The sequence below is a fragment of the Janthinobacterium pasteuri genome (assembly GCF_051380775.1).
Classification (GTDB): Bacteria; Pseudomonadota; Gammaproteobacteria; order Burkholderiales; family Burkholderiaceae_D; genus Janthinobacterium.
On sequence record NZ_JBNYXS010000011.1, the window covers coordinates 1 to 11,569 of the forward strand.

The window sequence follows — 11,569 nt, forward strand, 5'->3', positions numbered from 1 at the left end:
TTACCTGCCGAATTATCTGGGGTGGCGCTGGATACTCGACGCCGGACGCATCCGCTCCCCGGAAACATTGTTGAAGGCAACTATGGGAGAGTTCCCACACCTTACGGTGACATAGCCTTGAAAAACGCCACCTGGCCCGCATTCACGGCAGCCAGTTCCGCACTGGGGATGCTCCACCAGTCGCACTCATCGTCCAGCTTATGGCGCAAGAGGGCCGGGTCGAACACGCACAGGGTTGCCGTGCCGGTAACAATTCTGACGAAGGTGTCTGCCGTCATGCCGCCAGCGGCGCCGGTCCCAGCAGGGGCTGGCTCTCCACGTACTGTGCGCTGGCCCCGGCATCCCACGGGAAATGGCCATCGCGCGACGGCCAGACGATCTGGTACAGCGTAAAATCATCGCCCTGGTAATACCAGCGCGCATAGCCCACATAGTTGCGGTATTGCTCGACGGGCACGCGCACGAAGGCGCACGGATGGCCTTCCAGCAAGACGTCCGTGGTGGCCGTGAAATCCGTGATGGCGCCGCTGCGCGCGGCGTCCAGCGCCACGTCGAGTATCTGGTGGGCCATGGCGCGCGGCAAGCCCATGATGAGAAATTCAGGCTGGCCGAAACTGTGGCCAGCACCTATGGTGAAGGCATAACCCGGTCCTTCTTCGTCAGCACTGATATGGACGCCATGCCAGCCATGCGTGGCGATGTCGTCGATGACTTTTTGCTCGGATGCATCCTCGCCTGCCTGCCTTACCATGTTCCACCTTTCACTGTGCCAAGAATTTGCGCCGCACGTATGTACGCATTGCCGCATTGTTGCAATGCGTGCGCCACGACATGCCCTTCGGCAATTATCGCATGCTGCGCGCGCACATGCGCACAGCCAGCGCTTCAGTCGGGCGGTGGCAGCGGCGGGGAGCGCATCTGGTGCCATTGCCGCATGCGCTGCTGCGCCTCCTGCAAGTCGACAGGGTCCAGCCTCGCGGCAGCCGCGTCCCTGGCCCGGGACGCCCCGCTATCGCCGCCCTCGGCCGCCAGCGCCAGCCACATGTAGCCGCTCAGTAAATCCTTCTCGACGCCGCGCCCGCTGCTATACATGCCACCCAGGTTGTACTGCGCCAGCGCATGGCCCTGGCCGGCCGCGCGCGCATACCATTGCACGGCCAGGCCGTCGTCTTGCGGCACGCCATGGCCGTTCACATACATGACGCCCAGATTGTTTTGCGCGCTAGCATCACCCCGTTCGGCCGCCGTGCGGTACCAGCGTACGGCGCACACATCGTCGCGTTCCACGCCCTGGCCATTGGCATACATCACGCCCAGGTTGAACTGCGCATTCGACGCGCCCTGGGCCGCCGCCCTGGCATACCAATCCAGCGCCTGACGCAAATCGCGGGCGATGCCGCGCCCGCCCGCAAGCATGCCGCCCAGATTGTATTGCGCCATGCAATGGCCCTGCAGGGCGGCACGCCGGTACCAGGCGAGGGCGCGCGCCTCGTCCTGGTCCACACCCTGGCCGCGCGCCAGCATCAGGCCCAGGTTGAACTGGGCTTCGGTGTCATCCTGCTCGGCTGCCCGCTGCAGCCAGGCATAGGCGCGCAACTGGTCGGGCACCACGCCCAAGCCTTCCGCATAGGCCACGCCGAGTTGCCGTTGCGCCACGGCCAAGCCCTGGGCAGCGGCCTGGCGGAACCAGGCCAGCGCCTGCGCATCGCTTTGCGCCACGCCCTGGCCGCGCTTGTAGACGAGCCCCAGGTTCAGCTGCGCCTGCGCATCGCCCTGCAAGGCTGCCTTGCGGAACCAGGCCAGGGCCAGCGCATCGTTCTTTTTCGCTCCCAGCCCTTGGGCATACGCTATACCCAGCAGCGATTGCGCGCTGGCCACGCCCTGCTCGGAGGCGCGGTAAAACCAGGCCAGGGCCAGCTCGTCGCTCTGCAGCACGCCGCGCCCCTTGCGGTACATCTGCCCCAGGTTTTGCTGGGCCGAGGCATCGCCCTGGGCGGCCGCGCGGCGAAACCACAGCACGGCGTCCTCGTCGCTCTGCGCCACGCCGCGGCCATGGTAATACAGGGCGCCCAGGTGGTTCTGCGCGAAAGCCAGCCCTTGCAACGCGGCCAGGCGTAGCCAGACAAAGGCGCGCGCATCGTCTTGCGCCACGCCTTCGCCCTTCTTGTACAGCAAGCCCAGGTTAAACTGGGCGTAGGCATTGCCCTGCTCGGCAGCCGTGCGGAACCAGATATACGCCTGGTGGCTATCTCTGGCAGTATGGTGCTTGTCCATGTGCGCCCCCATCCACATTGCGCTTGCCGGCAGCACGCGCAAAACGGCGGCCCAGGGCGGCGAAATCGTGTGTTGCCTAAATTTTAAATTCGATGCGGGGGATGGACTTGAGCAGGCTCAAACGAAATAACAAAATTATATCGTTTTGATGAGCCCGCTTAGAGGCGATGCGAAGATCAGCGGCGTGATGGATGCTTTTGCAGGAATTGCGGCACTTTCGCCGCCGCCAGCTTGTTCAGCGACACCAGCAGGTCGGCGTCGACGTCGGCGATGCCGTAGTTGCTGCGCAAATGACGGGCGATATGGATCAGCACTTGCGCCGCCACTTCCGCATCCGACTCGGCCCTGTGGGCGGCGCTCTTGAAGGCGATACCCAGCTGGCTCGACAGCAAGCCCAGCTTGTAGCTGGCCATGCCGGGAAACACGCGGCGCGACAGTTTCAAGGAACACACGAGCGAATGGTGTGCGGGCGTCAGGTTCAGCCTGGCGCTTTCCGCGCGCAGGAATTTTTCATCGAAGCTGGCATTGTGTGCCGACAGGGCATCGCTGCCGATGAAATCGAGCAACTGCGGTACCACCTCGGCCACGGGCGGCGCCTTGTCCACCATCGCCTGCGTGATGCCCGTCAAGCCCGTGATGAACGAGGGAATGCGCGCATTGCAGTTGATCAGGGTCACATAACGGTCGGTAATTTGCCCGCCTTCAATGCGCAAGGCCGCCACTTCCGTGATGCGGTCGCCCATGTCGGGTGACAGACCGGTCGTCTCGAAGTCGATCATGACGATCGGTTTGTCAAACACATTCATGAAGTAAGGCTCTTTCTGCGATGCTGCGATGGGCAAGCTTAGCCGAACTTGCGTACTGCGTCCAGCGCCAGTCCCGCACCGATACTGCCGAACAGGTCGCCTTCGACCTTGCGCGCGGCCGGCACCAGGGCGGCGATCTTTTCGCGCAACAGGCGCACGCCGCTCGATCCGCCCGTGAAGAACACGGTGTCGACGGCTTCTGGCGCCACGCCCGCGTCGCGCAGCAAGCGCAGCACGGTTTCTTCCACGGAACCGCACAAATGGCCGATGGCTTCGTCGAATTGCGTACGTTTCAGCAACAAGCTTTGCGCGGGCGACAAACGGTCCAGCTCCAGCTGCACTTCAGCCGCGTCGGACAGGGCAATCTTGCCCTCTTCCACTTTCATGGCCAGCCAGTGGCCGGCGCGCTCGTCGATCAGCTTTTGCAATCGTCCCATCTTGTCTTGCTCGCGCGCATCACGACACACGTCGGCCAGCTGCACCCAGATCTTCTTGGTGTAGGCCAGGTTGATCGTGTGCCATGTCGCCAGGTTGAAATAATAGCTGGACGGCACTTCGCTATTGTTATGCAGTCGGCTGCCATAGCCGAGCAGGGGCATGACGGATGACAGGCTCAGATATTTATCGAAGTCCGTGCCGCCGATGTGCACGCCGCCGGTGGCGAGGATGTCGTCACGGCGCTCGGCCTTTTTCGCCCGTTCCGGCGACAAACGCACCAGCGAAAAGTCGGAAGTACCGCCACCGATGTCGGCGATCAGCACCAGCTCTTCCTTGTCAATTTGCGACTCGTAGTCGAACGCGGCGGCAATCGGCTCGAACTGGAAGGCGACATCCTTGAAACCGACGGAACGGGCTACTTCGGCCAGTGTGTCCTGCGCCAGCTGGTCGGCCTGCGCATTGTCGTCGATAAAGAAAACGGGACGGCCGAAGACGGCGGACGAGAATTCGCGGCCGGCGGACTGCTCGGCGCGGCGTTTCACTTCGCCAATGAATTGCGCCAACAACATACGGAATGGCAGCGCGCGGCCGCCCACTTCCGTCTGGCCATCGATGAGGCTAGTGCCCAGCAAGCTTTTCAGCGAGCGCATCAAACGCCCCTCGTAGCCGGCCAGATAACCGGCCAGCGCCGCGCGGCCAAAACTGACTTCCTCGTCTTCCGCATTGAAGAAGACAACGGACGGTAAGGTCGTCTTGCCATCTTCCAGGCCGAGCATGGTGCTCTGCCCGGGACGTGCCCAGCCTACCGTGGAATTTGACGTGCCGAAATCGACGCCGCAAGCATTGGCCATGTCGACCCTTCCCTGAATAAAGGGGCATTATTTTATCAGAACGCACGCCATTGCACCAGAAAAATACTTCCGGCATGGCCAAGACAACAAGCTTGCTTTGCATCAAGTAGCGACGGCGTGCAAAACAGCAAGCTCCCGGAGACCCACCGTGCCCTACGCCCTCCCGCGCCACCTGCCCGCTGCGATGCTGCCCGCTTCTTTACTGGCTGTCTTCCTCGCTTCCCTTGCCGGCTGCGGCGGCGGAGGCGGTACCGATACGCAGGTGTCCGTCGGCTGGTCGCTGCACGGCACCACTGGCTGCGCCAACGAAGACGTCTTGCGCAACGGCATTTTTGACGCTGCCTACGAGCGCAACGGCAATGGCGTGCTCGACCCGGGCATTCCCCTGACCGTTAGCGGTACGGAAGCGAGCGCCACGGCGGAATTACCGTTGCCCACGCTGGCCAGCGATTTCAGCGTACGCCGCATCGACCCACCAGGACGCATCAGCCGCTATGGCAGCGGCCACTGCGACAGCTCCGACTTTGGGGCAAGCATGATTGAGGAGCAAGTAAACCACTTGCCATTCAGTCATATTTTTTGCAACATAAACAAGAAAACAGTCTTGCTATACAGCAATCTTTTGCGCTATGCTCATTCTGCCCGCCCAGGCCGCCACAAGCGGCCGGGCCTGCAGGAATACTTTGAGACAGGTTGCTTGCCAGACCAATATGCGAAAAAAGAATACTGTAGCCCGGACACCCATCACCCGCCCCGTCACCGGCGCCGCACGGCGCGTGACCTCGTATGACGTGGCCCTGCTGGCCGGCGTGTCGCAATCGGCCGTATCGCGCTGCTTCAAGCCAGGCGCCAGCGTCTCGCCCGCCACCCACGCCAAGGTCATGCAGGCGGCCATCAGCCTCGACTACATCCCTAACGCGGCCGCGCGCAGCCTGATCACTCGGCGCTCGAACCTGGTGGCCGTCATCATTTCCAACCTGGCCAATTTGTATTATCCGCAAGTGCTGTCCGACCTGAGCCAGCAAATCGCCCGCCAGGGCAAGCGTTTATTGCTGTTTACCCTGGAGCGCGAAGCGGACATCGGCAAAGTCTTGAGCGATGTGTGGCAATACCAGGTCGATGGCGCCATCGTGGCCGCCGGCCTGTCGGACGAGCAGATGGCCGAATTCGCCCGCCGCGACGTGCCGCTGGTGCTGTTCAACCGCAGCCCCCGCGAGCATGCCGTGCATGCCGTGCTGTGCGACCAGGCCGAAGCGGCGCGCCTGCTCGTGTCGTGCCTGGCCGAGGCAGGCCACCGCCAGTTCGCCATTATCGACGGCCCCGGCGACTCGGCTGTCGCGCAGGAACGCAAGGCCGGCGTGCTCGACCGGCTGTTCACCCTGGGCTTGCCCGCGCCCATCGTCGTCAGCGGCAACTACGACTACGCCAGCGGCGGACGGGGCTTGCGCAAGGTCATCGACCGCCTGGGCCGCGTGCCGGACGCCGTCATTTGCGGCAACGACATCATGGCCATCGGCTGCCTGGACACGGCGCGCCACCAGATGGGCATCCAGGTGCCGCTGCAGATGTCGGTGGCCGGCTTCGACGCGCTGGAAGCGTCCGGCTGGCTCAGCTACGACATCACCACCCTGCGCCAGCCCGTGCAAAAGATGGCCACCGATGCCGTCGCCATGCTGGGCGAACTGATGGAGCGGCGCGGCGGCATCGCCGAACGGCGCCGCTATTGTTCGTATCTGGTGGAGGGGAGTACGGCAAGGCTGACTGGAGCGCCTCCCCACTTCGGCATGATGGCCGCCGCCTGAAAAACGCCTGTGGCGTTGTTGCCGGCCCCTTGCCGTACAGTCGTACTGTCTTCGGGGCGGCGCCTGGCCACAGGCGTTTTTCAGACGTTAACACTGTTCACTCAGACACCTTGCACATAAAAAAACCTCGCATCGCCGCGAGGTTTTTTGTTGCTGCAGCGGCTGTATCAACCGAAGATCTTGCCCTTGAGCATATTCAAACCCTGGCTGACGAGGTCATTGCCTTCTGGTACCTGACCGTTCGGCGTCAGCTTGTCGATCATCTGGGGTAGCAAGACTGCCAGGCCGCCCGAGGCCGCGTCCGGGGCGACGCCCGCTTTTTCAGCGATCTGGGTGATCGTGTCGGCGCCCAGCGCATCCTTGATCTGCTCGCCGGACACGGGCGCATTGGCGCCGGTGCCAATCCAGCTGGCCACCTGGTCGCCCAGGCCACTTTCCTGGAACTTCTGCAGCAGGCCGGGCAAGCCGCCATGCTGGTTGACCAGATCCATCACACTGGCCATCAATCCCGATGACGCGTCCCCATCCGCGCCCTTGTTGCCCAAAGCGCTCATCGCCTGTCCTGCAAGTTGATCTAGCAAACTCATCGTATTCTCCTGAACGCTATCGATTCGTGCCGCGTGACTGCGGCGTCCGGCATGGCGAAGACCATTCTACGCCATGGAAAACATTATACTATGAATAATATAAATGCTATAATTGCAATCTCACGGCGAGCACTTTGACTGACTCACTGTCGAGCCACCCACCTCCATCATATTTAGTTCGGCACAACATGCAAGCGCAAATTGATGCTTCGCAAAAACGTGTAGAATTAATTTTCCTACTTACTGAGGAGTATCAACACATGAACATCAATAAAGCGGTAGACAAAGCCTACGAAAAAAAGACGTTCAAGGAAATCGCTGATGCGCCCGTCGATGCGCTGCAAGGCGTGAGCGAAAAGGATGCGGAGCTGCTCAAGCAAGCGTTCAATATCAAGACCGTGCGTGATCTGGCGAACCTGAAATACTCGAAGTGGGCGCGCGCCATCGTCACACTGGCCGATACGGAAGAATAGACCGGGCCATGACCCTGGCATTCCCATCAGCACAGCCCGCCCCAGTCGGCGGGTTTTTTCATTCCGGCCCACTATCGGCTGGCAAGCCGCTAGCCACGCGGAGGCGCCATTGGCCACGCCGCTGACCCTGCCCGGTATCTGCTGGCCCCTGCGAGCGAGCACGGGCCATCTTGCCGTCACCACCGCCCACATCACGGGCCACTTTCGCGCCGGCTCGGGACTGGACGCCATCGTCCTGTGCGACCTGCTACCCGCGGGAAAGTTTCGCAATGGCGCGGCGCGCCACTGGTGCCGCACGCACCAATGCTACTGGGGCACGCAGGCCGACCTGGCCGACCGGCACGCAAGCCAACAGATGCGTTGCCGCCAGCACGCCAGTCCCATGGGCTATGTGCTGTATCCGGAACTGTTCGACCCCATGCAGTATCACGCCACCACCTTGCGCCTGGGCTCCGATGGTCTGCTGCAACTGCGCGCCCGCGCCGATGAGGGCGGCGCACTGCTGGCGCGCGACGCGGCTGCGCTGGCAATCGACTGCCGCGCCCTGCCCGGCGTGTTTCCTCGCGACATAGTGCAACTGAATATCACGCCGCCCGCCGCGCAAGCCTACGCCGCCGCCTTGCAGGCGGGCACGCCGCTGGACTGCAGCGACTGCGCCCGCTGCGGCCACCCGCACCTGGATCTGGGCAGCTTTGCGCTGGCGCCGCACCGCCGCCACAGCTGCGGCCAGTGCGGCCATGACGCCTCGCACAGCGCCACGCCTATCGTCTCGTCGCCGCTGTGGCGCCTGCGTCTATACATCGCGCAATGCGACTGAAGGTGCGCCGGGCCACAGTCAGGCGTGCCGCGTGCGCGTAGACTCGATGCATCGCCACCATCAGGAAAGCCGCCATGCCGCACGCCCCGCCACCAGCCGAAAATAGCCAGCCCGGCGAGGAAGGCGACTTGTCCGACCTGCTCAGCGAATTGCGCATCCTGCTGCCGGGCGCGCAAATGCTGACGGCCTTCCTCATCATCCTGCCCTTCAACGGCGGTTTTGCAAAAATCGTGCAGGCGGAAAAAATCGTCTTCCTGCTGACCTTTTTCCTCTCCATGACCAGCCTGGTGCTGCTCAGCGCGCCAGCCATCCAGCACCGCGTCATGCGCCCGCTGCAAGACCGCGAGCGCTTCAAGCGCGTGGCCGACCGCATCATGATGGCGGGTGCGCTGTCGCTGGCGCTGGCTTTCATCCTCGGCACCAATTTAGTGATGTCGGAAGTGTTCGGCCACATCGCCGGTATCGTCGCCTGCGTGCTGATGGGCTCACTCATCATCTGCATGTGGTGGTGGCTGCCCTTGCATTTGAAGCACGCCAGGAAAATCTAGGCCGCGAGGCCCACCTGCTCCAGCAAGGTCTAGAGGAAGATCCCCAACTGCGGATGCATTCCGTGTTATCGTTAACAAAAAGCGCAATCGCTGGTGTGTGCAGTGCAGCAGATTTTAGCCATCGCCCAGCAGAGCTTGCCCGAATCTTTTACAATGTTGTCCTTGGGCAGTTTCTATGGCCCGAAAACACCGGCCAGCCGTCGACTCTGGTGGCGCATAGCCACTTCAGGCCGGGCCACCGCACGCCTCTCCACCCTGTCATTCCTTACCCAACTAACAAGAACATGCACGCCTCCGTAGACCCCCTAATTCCGCGCGTCACTGCGCCTTTTGGCGCTGGTTATGCCGACCTGGCCCTGGCCATCGGCGGCCTCGCCATCGGCACGGGCGAATTCGCCTCCATGAGCATCTTGCCCGTGGTGGCCGACGACCTGGGCACGACCTTGCCGCAGATGAGCCACATGATCAGCGCCTACGCACTGGGCGTGGTCATCGGCGCGCCATTAATCACCATCTTCCTGGCGCGCATGCCGCGCCGGCTGATGCTGATCTGTTTGATGCTGATGTTCGCTGGCGGCAACTTGCTCAGCGCCATCGCCCCCAACTATGGCTTGCTGGTGGTGGCCCGCTTCGTGGCCGGCATCCCCCATGGCGCCTATTTTGGCGTGGCAGCGCTGGTGGCGGCCGCGCTGGCCGAACCGGACAAACGGGGCCAGGCCGTGGCCCGCATCTTGATGGGCTTGACCGTGGCGAATATCTTCGGCGTGCCGCTGGCCACGTATATCGGCCAGACCCTGGGCTGGCGCTCGGCCTTTTTGCTGGTCGCCGCACTGGGTTTGCTGACCATGCTGATGGTGCGCATCTTCGTGCCCATGGTCGCTGCCGGCGATTCGAGCCCGCGCCGCGAACTGGGCGTGTTCCGCCGCCTGCAAGTGTGGCTGACCCTGCTGATGGTGGCGATCGGCTTCGGCGGCATGTTTGCCGTCTACACGTTTATCACGCCCACCTTGCTGGAAATCACGAAAGTCTCGCCCCTGGTCATCTCGATCTTGCTGGCCATTATCGGTGTCGGCATGACGGTGGGTAATCTGATCGGCGGCTGGCTGGCCGACCGCTCGCGCCTGTGGACCATATTTGGCGTGCTGCTGTGGAACGTGGCCGCCCTGGCCGCGTTTACTTATACCAGCAGCAATGTATGGCTGACGGCGATCAACCTGTTCGCCATCGGCGCCGGCATTGCCGTTGCCCCCGCCGTACAAACGCGTTTAATGGACGTGGCTGGCGATGCGCAAACCGTGGCTGCCGCCCTGAACCACTCCGCCTTCAACATCGCCAACGCCCTGGGTGCCTGGGCCGGCGGCATCGCCATCGCCATGGGCATGGGTTTACGCTCGACGGGCTGGGTGGGCGCCATGCTGGCCTGCGGCGGCATCGTCGTGCTCGGTATTTCCGTGCTGGTGGAAAACCGCAGCCGCAGCCTGGGCGGCACGCAGCCGGCTTGATGGTGTAAGCGAGCGGCGGCCTGCTCAGGCGGACGCACTCGGGAAATGTGGGCCCATCTAGACGCAACGTTACGAGATGGCGCCCAGAGAGTGTTCAAAGGCGCAATGGAAGTAATCGAGCACGATGCCCGATTCCCACTGGGGCAGCATGCCACGCCCGGCAATAGGCGAGGCACGCCACGCGCGCGCCGCCTGGCAACGGTAGTCGAATGGCGGCGCCACGCTGTCACCATCCAGATGACTCAGCATGGCTTCGGTGAGGCCCAGCGCGCGCAGCACCTTGTTGTCCATCATTCGCACCTTACTTGATGTCATGGCCATTGGAAGTCTGTCGGCTGTATGCACTTTCGAACGCGGCCAGACTCTCCGCTTGCGCCCACAGGCTGGCGATGTAGTGAAATTCATCCTCAAACGGCTGCTCGAAATTCGGCACATCCGTCGCATACTCGCAATTGCGGCTCAGCATGACCAGCCAGTCGGGATAATCGAGCGCCAGATACAGGCGGGTAAAGATGGCATCGAGCGACGACACGCTTTCCCTGCCCGCCAGGTAAGCGGCGCGCAATTCGACGATGTATTTGCCGGCGAGAAATTCGTCTTCCAGGCGCTGCGCGCCCCGGTAGCGCGCGATGATCACGTCTGCCAGCGGCAGCACCTCATCGCGGCCACGGGCGCTGGCCAGCAGCACGACGTCCAGGTCGTCGCCTTCCTGGTCCAGGCGCAGGCGTTCCACAGCCCAGTCCACGCAGCGGTCCGCGGGCGCAAAGCCCATGCGGAGCTGGAAAACGGCGATGTCAAGTTCTGTCAGTTGTTCCATTACTTTCACCTGCCAATACCATCCTCACTGCGCTTGCAGCATCTTTTGCAACAGCGCATCGAGCTCATAAAAATCCACGGGCTTGGTCAGGTGCAAATCAAAGCCCGCGTCCGCCGCCGACGGCATGGATAACTTGCCGCAAATCGGCGCCATGCGTGTCGAGCCGCGCGTAGCGATCAAAATCATAGGCGCCCAGGTCCGAAGCGCCGGTGATGGAAGTCAGAAATCACAATAATTTATTGTAGCTTAATTAACATCTTAGCATGCGCAATTTAACCCTGGGCAACACTTTTGATGCTGGACAAACGCCACGCCAGGGCAAATAATCAGAACGATTTTCATTATCGAAATATCAAGTTCCAGGCGTATGCCTGGCTCTCCCTGTGCGCCACGGTGGCGCCCAATGGCGGCAACAAACCGGTTTTATGTTGAAGGTTTTTGCCGCATGCGCGCTTTCTGGACTGTCATACACCGCTGGACTGGCCTGACCATGGCCAGCGATTCCATCACGGAGAAAACCGATTCACTGCGTCTGCGCCGCTCACCTTGCCACCGGTCCGAGCACGCGCAACGCGCAGCGAATAGCGGCCATCACACCGCTACACTTTGCGCCACAGTAGCCGGCACATGCCAGCTGTCTGCGCTGCGCACTTT

Annotated in this window: 15 protein-coding genes and 1 pseudogene; 7 read left to right on the top strand and 9 right to left on the bottom strand. The window is 62.3% G+C overall.

Annotation, left to right across the window (positions count from 1 at the left end; all coding sequences use genetic code 11):
- Positions 1-115, top strand: a pseudogene (locus ACQ4WN_RS12935) (IS1595 family transposase); the annotation flags it as partial.
- Here ACQ4WN_RS12935 and ACQ4WN_RS12940 read toward each other — a convergent pair.
- The 5 genes from ACQ4WN_RS12940 to ACQ4WN_RS12960 all read right to left on the bottom strand — a co-directional run bounded on the left by ACQ4WN_RS12940 (position 102) and on the right by ACQ4WN_RS12960 (position 4,369).
- Positions 102-278, bottom strand: a complete 177-nt coding sequence (locus tag ACQ4WN_RS12940) for a DUF6386 family protein (protein ID WP_436551904.1) — start codon at positions 276-278, stop codon at positions 102-104. The pseudogene ACQ4WN_RS12935 and the gene ACQ4WN_RS12940 overlap by 14 nt on opposite strands.
- Positions 275-751, bottom strand: coding sequence for a DUF4262 domain-containing protein (locus ACQ4WN_RS12945; protein ID WP_436551905.1), 477 nt, complete (start codon positions 749-751; stop codon positions 275-277). The genes ACQ4WN_RS12940 and ACQ4WN_RS12945 overlap by 4 nt, the downstream gene beginning before the upstream one ends.
- A 134-nt stretch (positions 752-885) precedes the next feature.
- Positions 886-2,274, bottom strand: coding sequence for a tetratricopeptide repeat protein (locus ACQ4WN_RS12950; protein WP_436551906.1), 1,389 nt, complete (start codon positions 2,272-2,274; stop codon positions 886-888).
- 176 nt (positions 2,275-2,450) lie between these two features.
- Positions 2,451-3,080, bottom strand: a complete 630-nt coding sequence (locus tag ACQ4WN_RS12955) for a 3'-5' exonuclease (RefSeq protein WP_436551907.1) — start codon at positions 3,078-3,080, stop codon at positions 2,451-2,453.
- Positions 3,081-3,118: 38 nt separating this feature from the next.
- Positions 3,119-4,369, bottom strand: a complete 1,251-nt coding sequence (locus ACQ4WN_RS12960) for an Hsp70 family protein (RefSeq protein WP_436551908.1) — start codon at positions 4,367-4,369, stop codon at positions 3,119-3,121.
- Between the two features lie 148 nt (positions 4,370-4,517).
- Here ACQ4WN_RS12960 and ACQ4WN_RS12965 point away from each other — a divergent pair, with 148 nt between their 5' ends.
- Together ACQ4WN_RS12965 and ACQ4WN_RS12970 are read left to right on the top strand one after the other, a co-directional pair.
- Positions 4,518-5,159 carry a hypothetical protein gene (locus ACQ4WN_RS12965; protein WP_436551909.1) on the top strand — a complete coding sequence of 214 codons (642 nt, stop codon included), beginning with the start codon at positions 4,518-4,520 and terminating at the stop codon, positions 5,157-5,159.
- Positions 5,146-6,171: a LacI family DNA-binding transcriptional regulator gene (locus tag ACQ4WN_RS12970; protein WP_436551910.1), complete on the top strand. Its 1,026-nt coding sequence runs from the start codon at positions 5,146-5,148 to the stop codon at positions 6,169-6,171. The genes ACQ4WN_RS12965 and ACQ4WN_RS12970 overlap by 14 nt, the downstream gene beginning before the upstream one ends.
- Before the next feature lie 167 nt (positions 6,172-6,338).
- Here the strand turns inward: ACQ4WN_RS12970 and ACQ4WN_RS12975 are convergent, their stop codons facing one another.
- Positions 6,339-6,758 (bottom strand): YidB family protein, encoded by a 420-nt coding sequence (locus ACQ4WN_RS12975; RefSeq protein ID WP_436551911.1) that lies wholly within the window; start codon positions 6,756-6,758, stop codon positions 6,339-6,341.
- Positions 6,759-7,018: 260 nt separating this feature from the next.
- Here ACQ4WN_RS12975 and ACQ4WN_RS12980 point away from each other — a divergent pair, with 260 nt between their 5' ends.
- The 4 genes from ACQ4WN_RS12980 to ACQ4WN_RS12995 all read left to right on the top strand — a co-directional run bounded on the left by ACQ4WN_RS12980 (position 7,019) and on the right by ACQ4WN_RS12995 (position 10,098).
- Positions 7,019-7,231: a hypothetical protein gene (locus tag ACQ4WN_RS12980; RefSeq protein ID WP_034751103.1), complete on the top strand. Its 213-nt coding sequence runs from the start codon at positions 7,019-7,021 to the stop codon at positions 7,229-7,231.
- Positions 7,232-7,340: 109 nt separating this feature from the next.
- Positions 7,341-8,048, top strand: coding sequence for a hypothetical protein (locus ACQ4WN_RS12985; RefSeq protein ID WP_436551912.1), 708 nt, complete (start codon positions 7,341-7,343; stop codon positions 8,046-8,048).
- A gap of 74 nt (positions 8,049-8,122) precedes the next feature.
- On the top strand, positions 8,123-8,596 hold the full coding sequence (locus ACQ4WN_RS12990) for a DUF6328 family protein (RefSeq protein ID WP_436551913.1): 474 nt from the start codon (positions 8,123-8,125) through the stop codon (positions 8,594-8,596).
- Between the two features lie 284 nt (positions 8,597-8,880).
- Positions 8,881-10,098 carry an MFS transporter gene (locus tag ACQ4WN_RS12995; RefSeq protein ID WP_436551914.1) on the top strand — a complete coding sequence of 406 codons (1,218 nt, stop codon included), beginning with the start codon at positions 8,881-8,883 and terminating at the stop codon, positions 10,096-10,098.
- A gap of 69 nt (positions 10,099-10,167) precedes the next feature.
- On the opposite strand, the gene ACQ4WN_RS13000 is transcribed toward ACQ4WN_RS12995, so the two are convergent.
- From ACQ4WN_RS13000 to ACQ4WN_RS13010, 3 genes are read right to left on the bottom strand one after another with little or no spacing between them, the layout of a single operon-like run.
- Positions 10,168-10,392 (bottom strand): hypothetical protein, encoded by a 225-nt coding sequence (locus ACQ4WN_RS13000; protein WP_436551915.1) that lies wholly within the window; start codon positions 10,390-10,392, stop codon positions 10,168-10,170.
- 7 nt (positions 10,393-10,399) lie between these two features.
- Positions 10,400-10,915: a hypothetical protein gene (locus ACQ4WN_RS13005; RefSeq protein WP_436551916.1), complete on the bottom strand. Its 516-nt coding sequence runs from the start codon at positions 10,913-10,915 to the stop codon at positions 10,400-10,402.
- Between the two features lie 24 nt (positions 10,916-10,939).
- A complete protein-coding gene (locus tag ACQ4WN_RS13010) occupies positions 10,940-11,101 on the bottom strand; it encodes a response regulator (RefSeq protein WP_436551917.1) in 162 nt (53 codons plus the stop codon).
- Positions 11,102-11,569: the final 468 nt, after the last annotated feature.

Bases quoted from the DNA above. Each gene is read 5' to 3' on its own strand.
- ACQ4WN_RS12940 (WP_436551904.1), bottom strand. From the start codon at position 278: ATGACGGCAGACACCTTCGTCAGAATTGTTACCGGCACGGCAACCCTG.
- ACQ4WN_RS12945 (WP_436551905.1), bottom strand. From the start codon at position 751: ATGGTAAGGCAGGCAGGCGAGGATGCATCCGAGCAAAAAGTCATCGAC.
- ACQ4WN_RS12950 (WP_436551906.1), bottom strand. From the start codon at position 2,274: ATGGACAAGCACCATACTGCCAGAGATAGCCACCAGGCGTATATCTGG.
- ACQ4WN_RS12955 (WP_436551907.1), bottom strand. From the start codon at position 3,080: ATGAATGTGTTTGACAAACCGATCGTCATGATCGACTTCGAGACGACC.
- ACQ4WN_RS12960 (WP_436551908.1), bottom strand. From the start codon at position 4,369: ATGGCCAATGCTTGCGGCGTCGATTTCGGCACGTCAAATTCCACGGTA.
- ACQ4WN_RS12975 (WP_436551911.1), bottom strand. From the start codon at position 6,758: ATGAGTTTGCTAGATCAACTTGCAGGACAGGCGATGAGCGCTTTGGGC.
- ACQ4WN_RS12980 (WP_034751103.1), top strand. From the start codon at position 7,019: ATGAACATCAATAAAGCGGTAGACAAAGCCTACGAAAAAAAGACGTTC.
- ACQ4WN_RS12990 (WP_436551913.1), top strand. From the start codon at position 8,123: ATGCCGCACGCCCCGCCACCAGCCGAAAATAGCCAGCCCGGCGAGGAA.
- ACQ4WN_RS12995 (WP_436551914.1), top strand. From the start codon at position 8,881: ATGCACGCCTCCGTAGACCCCCTAATTCCGCGCGTCACTGCGCCTTTT.
- ACQ4WN_RS13000 (WP_436551915.1), bottom strand. From the start codon at position 10,392: ATGATGGACAACAAGGTGCTGCGCGCGCTGGGCCTCACCGAAGCCATG.
- ACQ4WN_RS13005 (WP_436551916.1), bottom strand. From the start codon at position 10,915: ATGGAACAACTGACAGAACTTGACATCGCCGTTTTCCAGCTCCGCATG.
- ACQ4WN_RS13010 (WP_436551917.1), bottom strand. From the start codon at position 11,101: ATGATTTTGATCGCTACGCGCGGCTCGACACGCATGGCGCCGATTTGC.